Annotated in this window: 16 protein-coding genes and 1 riboswitch; of the genes, 10 read left to right on the top strand and 6 right to left on the bottom strand. The window is 61.7% G+C overall.

The genetic code is table 11. The features are described 5' to 3' along the window. Positions 1-185 precede the first annotated feature (185 nt). The 3 genes from NA645_RS15565 to NA645_RS15555 all read left to right on the top strand — a co-directional run bounded on the left by NA645_RS15565 (position 186) and on the right by NA645_RS15555 (position 3,072). On the top strand, positions 186-473 hold the full coding sequence (locus tag NA645_RS15565; protein WP_256049670.1) for a PA4642 family protein: 288 nt from the start codon (positions 186-188) through the stop codon (positions 471-473). A 312-nt stretch (positions 474-785) separates the two neighbouring features. Continuing rightward, positions 786-2,297 carry a malate dehydrogenase (quinone) gene (gene mqo / locus NA645_RS15560; protein ID WP_336605269.1) on the top strand — a complete coding sequence of 504 codons (1,512 nt, stop codon included), beginning with the start codon at positions 786-788 and terminating at the stop codon, positions 2,295-2,297. A gap of 190 nt (positions 2,298-2,487) precedes the next feature. Further along, positions 2,488-3,072: a YajG family lipoprotein gene (locus NA645_RS15555; protein WP_256049669.1), complete on the top strand. Its 585-nt coding sequence runs from the start codon at positions 2,488-2,490 to the stop codon at positions 3,070-3,072. Between the two features lie 293 nt (positions 3,073-3,365). Here the strand turns inward: NA645_RS15555 and NA645_RS15550 are convergent, their stop codons facing one another. Next, positions 3,366-4,742: a DUF1329 domain-containing protein gene (locus NA645_RS15550; RefSeq protein WP_256049668.1), complete on the bottom strand. Its 1,377-nt coding sequence runs from the start codon at positions 4,740-4,742 to the stop codon at positions 3,366-3,368. A 482-nt stretch (positions 4,743-5,224) separates the two neighbouring features. Here NA645_RS15550 and NA645_RS15545 point away from each other — a divergent pair, with 482 nt between their 5' ends. Beyond that, the gene (locus tag NA645_RS15545; RefSeq protein ID WP_256049667.1) at positions 5,225-5,443 is read left to right on the top strand and encodes a hypothetical protein; all 219 of its coding nucleotides are present in this window, start codon (positions 5,225-5,227) and stop codon (positions 5,441-5,443) included. A gap of 25 nt (positions 5,444-5,468) precedes the next feature. Here the strand turns inward: NA645_RS15545 and NA645_RS15540 are convergent, their stop codons facing one another. Further along, positions 5,469-6,632, bottom strand: a complete 1,164-nt coding sequence (locus NA645_RS15540) for a 1-acyl-sn-glycerol-3-phosphate acyltransferase (protein WP_256049666.1) — start codon at positions 6,630-6,632, stop codon at positions 5,469-5,471. 105 nt (positions 6,633-6,737) lie between these two features. On the opposite strand from NA645_RS15540, the gene NA645_RS15535 reads away from it, so the two are divergent. From NA645_RS15535 to NA645_RS15520, 4 genes are all read left to right on the top strand, one after another. Next, positions 6,738-6,920, top strand: a complete 183-nt coding sequence (locus NA645_RS15535; RefSeq protein ID WP_131650747.1) for a CPXCG motif-containing cysteine-rich protein — start codon at positions 6,738-6,740, stop codon at positions 6,918-6,920. Continuing rightward, complete coding sequence (locus NA645_RS15530; protein ID WP_256049665.1) at positions 6,921-7,181, top strand: DUF2007 domain-containing protein; 261 nt, start codon at positions 6,921-6,923, stop codon at positions 7,179-7,181. Positions 7,182-7,258: 77 nt separating this feature from the next. Continuing rightward, on the top strand, positions 7,259-7,879 hold the full coding sequence (locus NA645_RS15525) for an SOS response-associated peptidase (protein WP_256049664.1): 621 nt from the start codon (positions 7,259-7,261) through the stop codon (positions 7,877-7,879). Between the two features lie 74 nt (positions 7,880-7,953). Next, on the top strand, positions 7,954-8,763 hold the full coding sequence (locus tag NA645_RS15520; RefSeq protein ID WP_256049663.1) for a M48 family metallopeptidase: 810 nt from the start codon (positions 7,954-7,956) through the stop codon (positions 8,761-8,763). A gap of 21 nt (positions 8,764-8,784) precedes the next feature. On the opposite strand, the gene NA645_RS15515 is transcribed toward NA645_RS15520, so the two are convergent. From NA645_RS15515 to NA645_RS15500, 4 genes are all read right to left on the bottom strand, one after another. Next, positions 8,785-9,228: an ester cyclase gene (locus NA645_RS15515; protein ID WP_256049662.1), complete on the bottom strand. Its 444-nt coding sequence runs from the start codon at positions 9,226-9,228 to the stop codon at positions 8,785-8,787. An 83-nt stretch (positions 9,229-9,311) separates the two neighbouring features. Further along, a complete protein-coding gene (locus NA645_RS15510; RefSeq protein ID WP_131650742.1) occupies positions 9,312-9,899 on the bottom strand; it encodes a TMEM165/GDT1 family protein in 588 nt (195 codons plus the stop codon). A gap of 110 nt (positions 9,900-10,009) precedes the next feature. Then, positions 10,010-10,117: riboswitch (yybP-ykoY riboswitch) on the bottom strand. 45 nt (positions 10,118-10,162) lie between these two features. Next, positions 10,163-11,161 (bottom strand): class I SAM-dependent methyltransferase, encoded by a 999-nt coding sequence (locus NA645_RS15505; protein ID WP_256049661.1) that lies wholly within the window; start codon positions 11,159-11,161, stop codon positions 10,163-10,165. A 63-nt stretch (positions 11,162-11,224) separates the two neighbouring features. Then, positions 11,225-12,187, bottom strand: coding sequence for a 2-hydroxyacid dehydrogenase (locus tag NA645_RS15500; RefSeq protein ID WP_256049660.1), 963 nt, complete (start codon positions 12,185-12,187; stop codon positions 11,225-11,227). A gap of 55 nt (positions 12,188-12,242) precedes the next feature. On the opposite strand from NA645_RS15500, the gene NA645_RS15495 reads away from it, so the two are divergent. Beyond that, positions 12,243-12,872: a LysE family translocator gene (locus NA645_RS15495; protein ID WP_256049659.1), complete on the top strand. Its 630-nt coding sequence runs from the start codon at positions 12,243-12,245 to the stop codon at positions 12,870-12,872. A 173-nt stretch (positions 12,873-13,045) separates the two neighbouring features. Further along, complete coding sequence (locus NA645_RS15490) at positions 13,046-14,728, top strand: fatty acid--CoA ligase (protein ID WP_256049658.1); 1,683 nt, start codon at positions 13,046-13,048, stop codon at positions 14,726-14,728. Positions 14,729-14,743 lie beyond the last annotated feature (15 nt).

Below are 14,743 nucleotides of genomic sequence, written 5' to 3'. Positions count from 1 at the left end.
GGTCGCCACGTCCTGTGCGCAAAGCGCCAGTATAGGCGCGGGCCCGATCTGCCTGAGGGCGACATCGCCGCCAAATCGAGGATTTTCATGTACGACCTTGGTCGCAAGCATCCCTGGCGCGTTGAGTGCGCTCGCCTCGCGGAGTAAACTGCGGCCCCCGTAAGGCCCGTCGAACCGGAGAACGCATGCGCAAAGAAAAGAAACAGGTGATCGGCGAAGAGATCAGCGACGAAGCGATCAAGTTGTTTCTTGAACCGGAACCGGCTGATGAAACCCCGGCGTCCTTGTACAAACTGATCAAGGCGTACCGTGGATTGCGAGTCGCTGATTTCGAGCGTTTCCTGGGCTTCTTTGTCGAAGCGGGCTTCGATCTGAATGCGAAGGATGCCAAGGGGCAGGACCTCGTTGCTCTGATCGCTGATCAGCGCCAGGCCGAGCCTTATATCGAACTGATCAAGGCCGCCCGCGGCTGATACAGAGGCTTTGAGGGCGCGTCCGTCGAAGCAGGCAACATCCTTGACCCCGGCTGAGCAAGCGGCAGCCAAAAACGTTCTTTTCTCGCTGCATGTATCCCGTAGAGCCCTGGCCCCGGTCGCCTCGCTCCGGGATGCTTCGAAGCGAGGGGGAGAAGGCCAAAAGCCGTTCTCCCGACAGCGGACCGACACCTTTGGGTGCCGGTCTTCGGGCACAAGCCCGAGCAGTGGCATGGAAACCTTCCTCCGTTTCTAGCCGCCTGGCTGGTGGTTCTACACGATGGCGTACTGCGGTCGTGACAGTTTAATGCTGTGATTCTGGAGAACGCGTTAATGACGCAACACGATAGCGAAGCCGTGGACTTGGTGCTGGTGGGAGCCGGCATCATGAGTGCGACTCTGGCAGTACTGCTCAAGGAACTCGATCCCAACATCAGGCTGGAGATCGTCGAACTACAGGAGTCCGGGGCCGTCGAGAGCTCGAATCCCTGGAACAATGCTGGTACCGGCCACGCCGGGTTGTGTGAGCTGAACTACACCCCGGACAGTAAAGACGGCTCGATCGATATCAAGAAGGCCGTCACCATCAATGCCCAGTTTGAGGTCTCCAAGCAGTTCTGGGCTTACCTGACGGGTCGCGAAGGCTTCGGCAGTCCCAGAGACTTCCTCAATGTCGTACCGCATCTGAGCTTCGTTCGCGGCGAAAAGAATATCGACTATCTCAAGCGTCGCTTCGATGCGATGAAGACTCACCACGCTTTCGAGAACATGGTCTACACCGAAGACCGCGCCACGATGGAAGAGTGGATGCCGCTGATGATGCCAGGGCGTCCAAGTGACGAGCCGATCGCCGCCACCCGTGCGCTGAACGGTACCGATGTCAACTTCGGTGAGCTGACCCGGCAAATGCTGGTGTATCTCGAGAGCAAGCCCGGCGTGAAGATGTCCTATTTCCAGAAGGTCACCGGCCTGGAGCGCAACGGCAAGGGCTGGCGCGTGGAGATCAAGAACACCCGCGACGGCAGCAGCCGCGAGATCGATACAGGCTTCGTGTTCCTGGGCGCGGGCGGTGCGGCGCTGCCGCTGTTGCAGTTGTCCGGTATCGAGGAAGGCAAGGGCTACGGCGGCTTTCCTGTCAGCGGCCAGTGGCTGCGCTGTGACAACCCGGAAATCGTCAAGCAGCACCAGGCCAAGGTCTACAGCCTGGCCGCCGTCGGTGCGCCGCCAATGTCCGTTCCGCATCTGGATACCCGCGTCGTGGACGGCAAGAAGTCGCTGCTGTTCGGACCTTACGCCGGCTTCACCACCAAGTTCCTCAAGTATGGATCGCCGCTCGACCTGCCGATGTCGATCCGTCCAGGCAACCTCAAGCCGATGCTGGCCGTCGCGCGCGACAACATGGACCTGACCCGCTATCTGATAAAGGAAGTGCGGCAGTCCATGGAGGATCGTCTGGAAACCCTGCGAGGGTTCTACCCCGAAGCCAAGGCCGGGGACTGGCGCCTGGAAGTGGCCGGCCAGCGCGTGCAAATCATCAAGAAAGACCCGAAAAAGGGCGGCATCCTGCAGTTCGGCACCGAACTGGTATCGGCCAAGGATGGTTCGATCGCCGCGCTGCTGGGCGCATCGCCTGGTGCGTCGGTCACGGTGTCGATCATGCTCGACCTGATCGAGCGCTGTTTCCCGGAGCAGGCGCAGAGTGAAGCCTGGAGCCGCAAGCTCGGCGAAATCTTCCCGGCCCGCGAAAATGTGCTGCAGGCCGACGCAGTGGCGTACCGCGAAGTGACTGCCGTGGTCGACAAACGTCTCGGTCTGGCCGGCTAGGTACAACGTTATTGCTTGACCCGAAGCCGCGCCGCTCTGACGAGCCGCGCGGCTTTTTCATGCACGAGAACCGGTAGGTACGCCGTGTGTGGCACCGCTGGCCAATCCCACTGCGTAGGCGCCTGCTGTCAGGGCGTTGCGGGGCTGGTTATACTGCCTGCCATTCATTCCTCATCTGGAGAAAAACAGCATGCTGAAACGCCTGTTGTTCAGTCTTGCCGCCGCGTCGGCACTGGTGCTGACCGGTTGCGCGCATAGTCCGCAGCAGCTCGATCCAACACCCAAGATCACCGGTACCATCAACCCTGTCGGCCAGGGGCAGCCGGTAACGGTGCGCGTCGTGGATGGCCGGACCTCACCGACACTCGGTACGCGTGGCGGTCTGTATCCGGAAACCAGCGCCGTGATCGTCCCGAAAGAGAAAGTCGTACCCAAGCTTCAGGCTCAGGTCGAAGCGGCGGTACGTCTGCTTGGCTTCACGCCGTCAGCCAATGCCTATAACGCCCCGCAGCTGACCCTGACCTTGGCCGAGCTGAAATACCAGTCGCCGAAAGAAGGGCTCTACGTCACCGAGGCCACCATTGGCGCAACACTTCGTATCGAGGTGCAGAACGGCGGTCGTCGCTATACGGGTCGCTATGGCGCTTCGCTGAACCAGCGCTTCGGCATGGCGCCGAACGAGCAGACCAACACCAAGCTGGTCAGTGAAGTATTGAGTGATGCGCTGAGCCGCGCATTCCGTGACCAGAGCATCGGTCAGGTGCTGGCTCAGTAACCTTGCCAGCGCTCCACCGGCCTGCCTGAGCCGCCAAAGCCCGCATCTCGATGCGGGCTTTTTGTTTCCATCCGAGCATTTGGTGAACTCCGACCCGTCGATCCGAGCGGAACCAGATGCTGCTGATGTCGCATTAGAAGCTGGCTGTGCGTTGTGCTCGTACGGCGGAAACCAAAAGGCCCGGGTCCGGTGCAATACCGAACCCAGGCCTTGAGCCCTTAACCGTAACTATCCGACGCTTCGGGGCAGTTTAGGGTGTTCCTTGGTGGGCCCATCAGCCCACAGCGCTCGGATCAGCGCACACCGGAGTTGCGCAGGGCAGCCGGGGTGTACTGGTTGGAATTGGCCTTGTAATCGTAGGTGTAGGGGTTCTTTTCCTCGTTCTTCATGCCCATCACCAAGTAGCGGCCGGAGACCAAGTCATAGAGGGTTTCCATCGCATACAACGGAACCTGGGCGTTGTAGACGTACTGGGCGTGGGCTTCCGCTACGCGCCAGAGGGTGTCGCGGCCGTCGTAGTGATCGATCACAGCGGCCTGCCAGGTATCCTCGTCGATGAAGAAATGACGCTTGGCGTAGATATGGCGTTCGCCAGTCTTCAGCGTCGCTTCGACTTCCCACACGCGATGCAGCTCGTAGCGGGTCAGGTCCTGGTTGATGTGACCGGCCTTGATGATGTCGTCGTATTTCAGCGTCGGCGAGTCCAGACGATAGGAGTTGTACGGGATGTACATCTCTTTCTTGCCGACCAGCTTCCAGTCGTAGCGGTCCGGCGCGCCGTTGAACATGTCCAGGTTGTCCGAGGTGCGCAGGCCGTCGGCAGCGGTACCCGGACCATCGTAGGCGACCTGTGGCGCACGGCGTACGCGTCGCTGGCCGGCGTTGTAGATCCACGCCATGCGCGGCTCTTTCACCTGATCCAGGGTTTCGTGTACCAGCAGCACGTTGCCGGCCAGCCGCGACGGCTCGGTCACCTGCTGTTTGAAATAGAACAGCACGTTGCCGTGCTTTTCTGGATTGAAGTCGCTCAGGGTGTCGGTATACACCACTTCGTCGACGAACTTGACCAGGCTGTAACTACCGTTGACCTGCGGTGTAGCCTGTGCCACGACCCGACGGGCAGAGCCGCCGCGATATCGCGTGATGTGGTTCCATGCGACTTCAAGGCCATCCTGCGGAATCGGGAAGGCGACCGCTGTATCGAAGTTCGCCAGGCCGTTGCCGCCGCGGACCAGCTCGGTCTGGGTCGCGTTCTTTTTCGCCGCGTCGTAGATCCGCTGCGGTACCGCAGCGCTGCGGCGGGTCTCGAAGACCGGCAGCCGGTAGGTGTCAGGATAACGCTTGAGCATGGCGATCTGGCCGGGGCTCAGGTTGTCCTTGTACTGTTCGTAGTTCTGCGCGGTGATAGTGAATTTGGGCTGATCGTTCGGGAATGGATCGCTGACGAAGCCATCGGCGGTAATCGCTGCGGCATCCTTCGGCAGGCCGCCTGTCCAGGCCGGAATGGTGCCGGCGGCGTTGCCGGCCTTCTCTGCTCCAATCGGGGTCAGGCTATCGCCGAGCTTGGCTGCTTCCGATTCGGATACTGCCGCTATGGCTCCGTTTGCCAGCAGGGCGCTTGCCAGCAAAGAGAGTGTGAGGGCCCCCGTCTTAAACTTGTTCTTATTCACTGTTCGGTCCTGTTGATCTTGATAGCTGGTTCCCTGTGAGCCTACTGCCGTAAGCGCGGCGCTCTCAGGAGGCGACTTCCATGAAGTAGCGGGCCATTGGCCCGGTAAATGACGCCACGATCGTAGCGATTTACAAGTTGCCGTTTGCTCGATCCGTGGCAGTTTCGCCCAGTTGCTCAGGCCAGGCGCACGCTCTATTTCGGTTGCTCGAGACAAGCTGAGGGTGAAGCCGGAAGGGACTATAAGTCAACAATCGAGACGGCGCCTACCTGCATAAATGGCACAAATACCCGGCAAATTGCCAGCTCAGGGCTGCGTTCCGTTTGGTCGGGAAGTGGCTGAAGCCGCGGGCGTGCTTAGGTAGACTCGCTGCCGCGTCACTGGTCGGTTCGAGCCAGTAGCTGTCGCGGTTCGTGGGGGTTGGATTGTTACTGAGTATTGATATTTCGCAGCTGGCCGTTCTGGCTCCTCTGCTCAATTCGATGGCCTTGCTGATTGCGATGTGCGGCGCCTGGTTGCTGCTGGCGACGCGCTGGCGTCAGCGGCTCGCGCTCGATGCGGCGCGGTTGACGGCAATTCAGTCGGCAGGACGGCGGGCTGGAGTGGCGGCGACGCAGCGAATCGACCGGTTCTTCCATGGCTTCGGTCTTGGCAGCCTAGCGCTGGCCTGCTTGCTTTCCTGGTTTTCCCGGCTGGTCTGATCGCCAGCCGGGCGTTTATTGAGCGTCAGAGGCTCAGGCCCGCCTTGAGCCTGTGCTGATTGCGTACCGGAGTGGCGTACTGCTGGATCAGGTAGGGTTGCTGCACGCTCGGGCAGGCAGCCAATCGCTTGCTCCACTCGGCTTCGGCAGCGGCAATTTCCTCGCGGCTGAACAGTTCGGCGATCTCTGGTATCGGCAGCTGCGGATCGCGCCCATCCCATATCCGGTACGCCAGGTAATTCACCGGGAACAATCGGTAATCGCCAAGGATCTGCTGATCGATCGCGATGGCCAGTTGCTTGGGGTCGTCGGGAACATCGGTGATCGGCGTGCCGAAGCTGACGTGTACGCGCCCTTTGTAGCCGGTGATGCCGAGTGCGATGCTGGTGTCATCCTCTCCGGGCGCCTTGGTGTAGGTGCCGGTGGTGGCGCGGATATAGAGTTCGCGGGCCTTGGCCTGATCGCAGGGGTCGTACTCGTAGCTGATCGATACCGGCGTGGGCCGCAGCGCCGCCAGTGCCTCGGCGAAGGGCTCATCCTTGCGGCTCATGTGCAGCATTTTCAGGATCGCCGAGTCGGTGCGGTCGTCACCATCCTTGGCGCGGCCCTCGGCCTGAGCGATCCAGATCGACTCGCCGTCGTTGCGAATCGAGTGGTTGATGTAGGCGGAGAGCATTTGATAGGCCGCGAGCTTCTCGCGCCGGCCGGTAACCGAACGGCGCACGATGAAGCTCTTGTTCAGTCGCATCAGATCGCTGACGAAAGGGCGTTGCAACAGGTTGTCGCCAATGGCGATACGCGGTGTACGCATTTTTGCGTGGAACACCGCGTAGTTGACGAAAGCCGGGTCCATCACGATGTCGCGATGGTTGGCCAGGAACAGATAGGCGCGGTCCGGCTGAAGCTCCTCCAGCCCGGAATAGGTGATGCCGTCCGTTGCGCGTTCGATGGTGCGGTCCAGGTACAGCTCGATCCGCGACTGCAGCGTATCGACCGAATGAATGCCGGCGAACTCGCGCCGCAGGCGGTGCGCTATGAGTGGCTTCAGCATCCAGCCCATCGGACCGGCCAAGCGCGGGAAGCGGAAATGCGCCAGGATGTCGAGGAACTCCCGGTCGGCGAACAATCGCGCCATCACGGCAGGGACTTCAGCGTCGGCGTAGGGTCGGATGGCTTCGAATTCGTCCATCATGCTCTCTGTAAGAAACTGAATAACCCCAGTCGTCTGAGGTCGAAATTAGGTGCTGGTGACACTGGACGGCGATTATAGCGGCAAGTCACGCGGGAGACGCTGATGCTCGAATCACAGGATTATCAATGCCCCTATTGCGGCGAAACGGTGGAGGCGCTGCTTGATCTGAGTGGCGGTGATCAGCGCTATATCGAAGATTGTTCAGTCTGCTGTCGACCGATCGTCTTCGATCTGCGAACCGATGGTGCGGATTGGCAGCTCGATGTACTGCGGGAGGATGAATAGATGCAGCGTATTTACGAGCCCCGCGATCTGCTGGAAGCCGAAATGCTGTGCGGCATGCTGGACGCCGAAGGGATCGAGGTGTTTCTGACAGGACGGCATCTGGTCGGTGCCGTCGGCGAGCTCCCAGCGGCTGGTCTGCTTGGGCTGATGGTGGATGGCGAGCAGGCCGAGCGCGCGCGACAGTTGATCGCTGAGTACAATGGCGCCGAGCCGCTGCCCGGTGACGAGCCGGAAAGCTATCCGGGCGAGCTTATCTGCTGACGTAGGCCGAATGACCGGCCCGCTGTCGTGCCGGTCGTCCGGTACGCTCGACCCCTTTTCGCTACGAGTCTGTTTTCATGTGTGGCCGCTATGCCCTGTTTCGTTGGAGTCCGGCCTTCGCCGCGCTGCCCGGTTTTCCCGCTGATCAGCAGCCGCATTGGAGCCTGGCGCCTGGCGCATCGGTCCTGTTGCTGCGGCAGCTGAACCACGAGCTGCAGCTAGACAGCGTACGCTGGGGGCTGACCCCAGCTTGGCTCACCGATTTCACCCGGACACCGGCCCAGGCGCGGGCGGAAACGCTTGCCGAGCAGCCGATGTTTCGTGACGCCTTTCGCCTTCGTCGCGGCGTGCTGCCGGCCAATGGCTTCTACGAATGGCGCGGCACGGCACGCAAGCGGCCGTTCTGGATGACCGCCGAGGATTCCCTGATGTATTTCGCGGCGATCTGGGAGGCCTATCCGGTGCAGGGTCACACTTATTTGAGCGCTGCGGTGGTGACGCTGCCGGCGGCCAATCAACGGCGGCCGCTGATGCTGGATCAGGCGGGGATGACCGCCTGGCTCGACCCCGAAACCCCGCTGGAGGCGCTTCAGGCGCTACTGGCGACGCCCCAACCGCCACTGCGTGAGCGCCCCTTGGCGACATTTATCAACGACCCCAAGCTGGACGCTCCGGAGTGCCTGACGCCAGTGAATTAGACCTCCATCGCGAGCGGTTGCCCGAGTGGCAGGCTCGCTCTAGCATACGGCGCAGAATCCACTGGAGACACGACATGCTCAAGCCGCATTCATTAATCCTCTTTCTTGCAGCCTCCGCGCTTGCAGGTTGCCAGGCGGTCAATACCACCAGTGGTGGCGCAGTCGGAGTCGATCGCAAGCAATACATGTTCAGCATGTTGTCGACCGATCAGGTCAATCAGATGTATGCCCAGTCCTATCAGCAGACCCTGAGCGAGGCTTCCCAGAAGGGCGTGCTCGAGAAAAACAGCGCGATCAATAAGCGCGTGAATACCATCGCCCAGCGGCTGATCGCCGAGGTGCCGGCGTTCCGCCCGGATGCGGCACAGTGGAACTGGGAGGTCAATGTCATTGACAGTCCGGAGCTGAACGCCAATTGCGGTCCGGGCGGCAAAATCATCTTCTATACCGGGCTGATCGAGAAGCTGAAGCTCACCGATGACGAGATTGCTGCGGTGATGGGGCACGAGATCGCACACGCCCTGCGTGAGCACGGTCGCGAGGCGATGTCCAAGGCTTATGGTGTGCAAATGGCGACGCAGATTGGCTCGGCCTTTGGCGTCGGTGACGGCAGCCTGCAGCTGGCCAACATGGGCGTCGAGTACCTGATGACGCTGCCCAACAGCCGCAACAATGAAAACGAGGCTGACCTGATTGGATTGGAATTGGCGGCGCGCGCCGGTTACAACCCGAACGCGGCGGTCAGCTTGTGGCAGAAGATGGGCGCCGCCGGCGGCTCGGCACCGCCAGAATTCCTCAGCACGCACCCGTCCTCGAGCAGCCGCACGCAGGCGTTGCAGCAAACCATTCCGAAGGTGATGCCGCTGTACGAGCAGAACCGCTGAGTTCGTTGTGCCGCTGACCGATCAGGTCAGCGGCAGCGTAACCGGAATCGGGCTTTCCATGCCCAGCTGTTTACGGGCACTTTCCAGATCGAACAGGGTATTGATTTCTTCGATATCGCCGGCCGGATTGAGCGTCCAGATCGACATGGCGGCGATGGTCAGGATCTTGTTGCTTGGTGCCAGTCCGAACACCGCTTTCTCCAGGGTGCCGAACAGCGTACTGGAAGTAACCACGCGGTTGCCTTCGCTGAGGCATTCATCCACGACGACTTCCAGGTCGGGCATTGCCTGGCGAATTTCGCGCACGATCAAACCGAAGCCGGCGTTGTTGACCGGCTGGGCAATGAACGAACTCTTATAGGTGAAATAACGGCTTTGCAGCTGTTCGGCCAACGCCAGTCGGCCTTTGCTCCAGCTCAGGTCGATGTGCTGCCGAACCCGCCGTTTTCGTTCCTCCGGTGACATGCCGCCTGCTCCCGTCAATGCCGCTAGAACGCGGTGAGGTCGCACTCTAGCAGCACCTGCGCTGTGGCAATTTGCGCTGCGTATCAGACTGGAAGCATGCCGCTCAAGCTCAAGGCCTGGTAGACGGCATACAACGCCAGGGCGGCGAAGCCGATAGCGGCGATGCGGCGGATCAGCGTGAGCGGCATGCGGTCGGCGGCGAAGTTGCCGGCCAGTACCACCGGTACGTTGGCGATCAGCATGCCCAGCGTCGTGCCGATGATCACCAGAATGAAATCGGGATACTGCGCGGCGAGCATGACGGTCGCCACCTGGGTCTTGTCGCCCATCTCCGCCAGGAAGAAGGCGATCAGGGTGGCGACGAAAGGACCGAAGCGGCGTCCGCGCGAGGCTTCGTCTTCTTCGAGTTTGTCCGGTACCAGCGTCCACAGCGCCACGGCGGCAAAGGAGGCGGCGAGAATCCAGCTCAGGATCGAGGGGGAGACCAGCGAGGAAACCCAGTTGCCCACGGCTCCGGCGACGGCATGGTTGGCCAGCGTGGCGACGACGATGCCCCAGATGATCGGCATCGGGCGCCGATAACGAGCGGCCAGCAGTAGGGCGAGCAGCTGAGTCTTATCGCCAATCTCGGCGAGCGCAACGATCAGGGTGGGGATGTAGAACGATTCCAAGCGAACTTCCTTGCAGGGGCGGGTCGACGAAATCACCATGACACGCAACGCCTGCCCGCCCCGGGTCAGGTGTACGTGTCATGGGTCTTGTCAAACCGGGCACGACTGCCGAAGCAGCCCGTGCGGGTCGCATGCGCCATGGTCTGTGGACCAAGTATGTTGACGCATGCCAGGCGAGCAGGGCGCTCGCCGGAGACTACTCCCCCAGGACGGGCCGGAGTTTGCCCAAGCATGCCGCGTTGTGCAAGTCAGAGCGCTGGCCATCAGCCGCGTTTGGCGCGGTAGATGCGAAAGCCGTCCGCGTTGACGAGGGTTTCGCAGGGCCCCAGATGGGCCTCGATCAAGGGTGGATATTTGAGGAAGGCGTTAGCTACCAGGCGTAGCTCACCGCTGGGCCGAAGATGACTGGCGGCGCGCTGCAGCAGGGTTTCGCTGGCCTCATAGTGGGTATGCACACCCTGATGAAACGGCGGATTGCTGATGATGGCGCTGCAGTTATCCGGTGCGGCGTCGATGCCATCGCCGGCAATGACCTCGGCTTTCAAGTCGTTGGCCGCCAACGTCATGCGGCTGCTTTCGACCGCGAATGCATCGACGTCCAGCAGCACGACTTCGCTATCCGGATAGCGCTTTTTCAGCGACGCGCCGATGATGCCGGCGCCACAGCCGAAATCCAGTAGCCGGCCGGTCGGCAAGTCGCAGAGCTGGTCCAGCAGCAATTCGGTGCCGCGATCGAGCCGGCCATGGCTGAATACGCCAGGCAGGCTGACGATCTGCAATGGACCATCCGGCCGCTCCAGCTGGAAGCGTTGTGCCAGGGTCTGCAAGTCGGGCGCCGGCGGGGTGTTCTCCACCCGGACCTGCCAGAGCTGGCAATGGCGGGCGCTGTCGAGCTTGCGCGCCTCGCCGAACGGCGCCAGCTGCCGGGCGGCCCGCTCCACACCGGCGCGCTTTTCGCCGACCAGATACAGCAAGCCGCCCGCCAGTCTGGCTGCTAGTGCGTTCAGCAAGTAATCGGTCAGCTCCCGGGACTTGGGTAGAAACAGTACCGCTGCTTCGAAAGCGGCCGCGGGAGGCTCCACGCCGAAGGTACAACGTTCGGCGAAGCGAGCCTGCAGCCGCTGATGATCTCCGGCGTGCCAGCTCCAGCCAGTGGCCTCGGGCAGTTGGCCGAGCAGGTCATCGGCCGGCAAGCCGGCGAGCAGCAGGTTACCGCTGAACAGGTCGGCCTGGCGCAGCAGTACTTCGCTTCGGGGATCCATGATCGCCTCCGGGCAAAAGCGGGCGAGCTTAGCAGCCTTGTCGCGGGCTGTATAAGCGGTGCATCAGCTGACCTGGCGCTTAGGTGTGCCGGCGAAAAACGCCTCGGCGTTTTCGACCATCTGCCCAACGATGCGCTGCCGTGCCTCGCGGCTGCCCCAGGCGCTGTGCGGCGTCACGATCAAACGAGGCACGTCCGCCGCCAGCAGCGGGTTGTAGTTGCTCGGCGGCTCGCTGGTGAGTACGTCGGTGGCGGCACCGCCCAGATGCCCACTGCGCAGAGTGTCCGCCAGCGCCTGCTCATCGATCAGGCCGCCTCGGGCGGTATTGATGACGAATGCCGATGGCTTCATCAGCTGCAATTCTCGGGCGCCGATCAGGTTGCGGGTCTGTTCGGTGAGTGGGCAATGCAGCGTCAGGGCGTCGACCTGGGGCAGCAGTGCGTCGAGCTCCAGGCGATCCGCACGCGGCGGGCGCCCCGGCAAGTTACCGGTCAACACTTGCATGCCCAACGCTTCGGCCAGTCTGGCCACGGCGCTGCCCAGCTCACCATGACCGAGCACGCCGAGGGTTTTGCCCGCCAGCTCGACGATGGGGAAATCAAGCAGGCAGAATTGCCCGCTCTCCTGCCAGCGTCCACGGGCCACGGCGCCTTGGTAATCTGGCAGTCGCGTGGCCAGCGCGAGTAGCAACATCAGTGTGTGTTGGGCCACGGTGGCGGTGCCATAGCCTTGGCAGTTGCTGACGACGATGCCGCGCTGCCTGGCAGCCGACAGATCGATGTTGTTGACGCCGGTCGCGGCGACCAGAATCAGCTTCAGGTCGGGGCAGGCGGCGAACACCGTGTCGTCCAGCGCGATTTTGTTGACGATGGCGACTTCGGCGCCCTGCAGCCGTTCGATGAGCTGCGTTTCGCTGGTCTGTGCATGGCAGATCAGCTCATCGAAGGCTGACTGCAATGGCGTCAGGTCCAGGTCACCCTGGTCGAGCGGGGAAAAGTCGAGGAATACGGCGCGGCGATTGGTCATGGACTTTACTCGTATGAATCAGCGGGCAGATGCCCGGAAGTAGCGGAGTCGATAGATGTACTGGATGGAATTTCTCACCGTGGCGCTGGTGCACTTGCTCGCTGTGGCCAGTCCCGGACCGGATTTTGCGGTGGTCGTGCGTGAAAGCGTGACCCGCGGTCAGCGGAGCGGCAGTTGGACGGCCATCGGTGTCGGCAGCGGAATTCTGCTGCATGTGGGTTATTCGCTGCTCGGGATTGGCCTGATCGTCTCGCAGTCGATCGTGCTGTTCAACCTGTTCAAGTGGCTGGCGGCCGGTTATTTGTTCTATCTCGGCTTCCAGGCGCTGCGCGCAAAGCCGATGGGTGTCGACGAGCTGGCGCCTTCCAGCACCGGTGGCGTGCATTCGAGCCGACGCGCTTTCATGGTGGGATTCGTCACCAACGGCCTGAATCCCAAGGCAACGCTATTCTTCCTGTCGCTATTCACGGTGGTTATCGACCCTCATACCCCGCTCGCCGTTCAGGCTGGCTATGGGGTATATCTGGCGTTCGCGACCGGCCTGTGGTTCTGCCTGGTGGCCTGGCTGTTCAGCCGTGAGCGCGTCCGCGCCGGTTTTTCCCGTATGGGGCACTGGTTCGACCGGGTAACCGGCGTCGTGCTGATCGGCCTCGGCGTGCGTCTGGCGGCAAGCGAGATCGCTTGATCGGCACCTGTGCAATCTGCTGTTGCACAGTGACGGCTCGGTGAGTGAACGGTTGCGACGACGATGGTCGGAGTGAAATGGCGATGCAGTCGGCGGCAGGCGCCGGCCGAATCGAACAGCCGACTTCAGAGTCGCTGGTGTGCCTCACATAACATCAATAAAAAGGAAGCCCTATGTTGCAGACCCGAGTGATCAAGCCCGCCGCCAACGCCCACCAATATCCGTTGTTGATCAAGAGCCTGCTGCTATCGGGGCAGCGGTACGAGCGCACCCGCGAAATCGTCTATCGCGACCAACTGCGGTTCGACTATCGCACCCTCAATCAGCGCATCGCCCGGCTCGCCAACGTGCTGACCGCCGCCGGGGTCAAGGCGGGTGACACCGTGGCGGTCATGGACTGGGACAGCCACCGCTACCTCGAGTGCATGTTCGCGATCCCGATGATTGGCGCGGTGGTTCACACCATCAATGTGCGCCTGTCTCCCGAGCAGATCCTCTACACCATGAATCACGCCGAGGATCGTTTCGTCCTCGTCAACAGCGAGTTCGCGCCGCTGTATCAGGCCATCACCGGGCAACTGACCACCGTAGACAAGACGCTGCTGATTACCGATGCCGAGGACAAGGGCTGCGACCTGCCCAACTGCATCGGTGAATACGAAAGTCTGCTGGCGGAGGCGCAGCCGCATTACGACTTCCCGGACTTCGATGAAGATTCGGTGGCGACCACCTTCTACACCACCGGTACGACCGGCGATCCCAAGGGCGTCTATTTCACCCATCGCCAGCTGGTGCTGCACACCCTCGCCGGGGCGGTGACGGTCGGTTGTCGTGATAACCCGCAGTTGATGGCGGCGGGCGACGTTTACATGCCGATCACGCCGATGTTCCACGTCCATGCCTGGGGGCTGCCGTACATCGCGACGATGCTGGGGCTCAAACAGGTCTATCCAGGGCGTTACGATCCGGAGTTGCTGATCGAGCTGTGGCGTCGGGAAAAAGTGACCTTCTCCCATTGCGTGCCGACCATCGTGCAGATGTTGCTCAATGCCAAGGCGGCTCAGGGCGTGGATTTCAATGGGTGGAAAATTATCATCGGTGGTAGCGCATTGACTCGCGGTCTCTACGAATCGGCGCGCGCCTGCGGCATGCACCTACAGGCTGCCTATGGCATGTCAGAGACCTGCCCGTTGATTTCGGGCGCGCATATCAACGATGAGCTGCGTCATGTCAGCGAAGACGAGCAAATCAGCTATCGACTCAAGGCCGGGATTCCGGTGGTTCTGGTCGACGCAGCGATTCAGGCTCCCGATGGCAGCTTTCTGCCGGCCGATGGCGCGTCCCAGGGCGAGCTGGTGCTGCGTGCGCCATGGCTGACCCAGGGGTATGCCGGAAATCCAGAGAAGAGCGAAGAACTGTGGGCGGGCGGATGGCTGCATACCGGCGACGTTGCGACCATCGACGAAATGGGCAACATCGATATCCGCGATCGCATCAAAGATGTCATCAAGACCGGTGGCGAGTGGCTTTCGTCACTGGCGTTGGAAGGCTTGATCAGCCGCCACGATGCCGTGCGCGACGTGGCGGTGGTAGGCGTGCCGGATGAGCGCTGGGGCGAGCGGCCTTTCGCCCTGCTGGTGCTGGGTGAGGGCAAGCAGCTCGATGCGCGGACGCTGCAGAGCTTTCTGGAGCCTGCGGTGGAACAGGGGCATATCAACAAGTGGGCGATCCCGCAGCAGATCGCGGTCGTCAACGAAATTCCCAAGACCAGCGTCGGCAAGCTGGACAAGAAGCGTATACGGGTAGACATCGCGCGCTGGCTGGAAGAGGGCAGCAGCGCGATCTCGTCGGTGTAACCCGTTTCGCGGCTC

Origin of the sequence: Stutzerimonas stutzeri (assembly GCF_024448955.1) — a bacterium.
Lineage (GTDB): Bacteria > Pseudomonadota > Gammaproteobacteria > Pseudomonadales > Pseudomonadaceae > Stutzerimonas > Stutzerimonas stutzeri_AQ.
The sequence above is the reverse complement of the archived record's forward strand: the minus strand, read 5'-3'. Positions and strand labels throughout refer to the sequence as shown.

Coding starts and splice junctions, on each gene's coding strand:
- NA645_RS15565 (WP_256049670.1), top strand. CDS start 186: ATGCGCAAAGAAAAGAAACAGGTGATCGGCGAAGAGATCAGCGACGAA.
- NA645_RS15555 (WP_256049669.1), top strand. CDS start 2,488: ATGCTGAAACGCCTGTTGTTCAGTCTTGCCGCCGCGTCGGCACTGGTG.
- NA645_RS15545 (WP_256049667.1), top strand. CDS start 5,225: ATGGCCTTGCTGATTGCGATGTGCGGCGCCTGGTTGCTGCTGGCGACG.
- NA645_RS15540 (WP_256049666.1), bottom strand. CDS start 6,632: ATGGACGAATTCGAAGCCATCCGACCCTACGCCGACGCTGAAGTCCCT.
- NA645_RS15535 (WP_131650747.1), top strand. CDS start 6,738: ATGCTCGAATCACAGGATTATCAATGCCCCTATTGCGGCGAAACGGTG.
- NA645_RS15530 (WP_256049665.1), top strand. CDS start 6,921: ATGCAGCGTATTTACGAGCCCCGCGATCTGCTGGAAGCCGAAATGCTG.
- NA645_RS15525 (WP_256049664.1), top strand. CDS start 7,259: ATGTGTGGCCGCTATGCCCTGTTTCGTTGGAGTCCGGCCTTCGCCGCG.
- NA645_RS15520 (WP_256049663.1), top strand. CDS start 7,954: ATGCTCAAGCCGCATTCATTAATCCTCTTTCTTGCAGCCTCCGCGCTT.
- NA645_RS15515 (WP_256049662.1), bottom strand. CDS start 9,228: ATGTCACCGGAGGAACGAAAACGGCGGGTTCGGCAGCACATCGACCTG.
- NA645_RS15505 (WP_256049661.1), bottom strand. CDS start 11,161: ATGGATCCCCGAAGCGAAGTACTGCTGCGCCAGGCCGACCTGTTCAGC.
- NA645_RS15500 (WP_256049660.1), bottom strand. CDS start 12,187: ATGACCAATCGCCGCGCCGTATTCCTCGACTTTTCCCCGCTCGACCAG.
- NA645_RS15495 (WP_256049659.1), top strand. CDS start 12,243: ATGTACTGGATGGAATTTCTCACCGTGGCGCTGGTGCACTTGCTCGCT.
- NA645_RS15490 (WP_256049658.1), top strand. CDS start 13,046: ATGTTGCAGACCCGAGTGATCAAGCCCGCCGCCAACGCCCACCAATAT.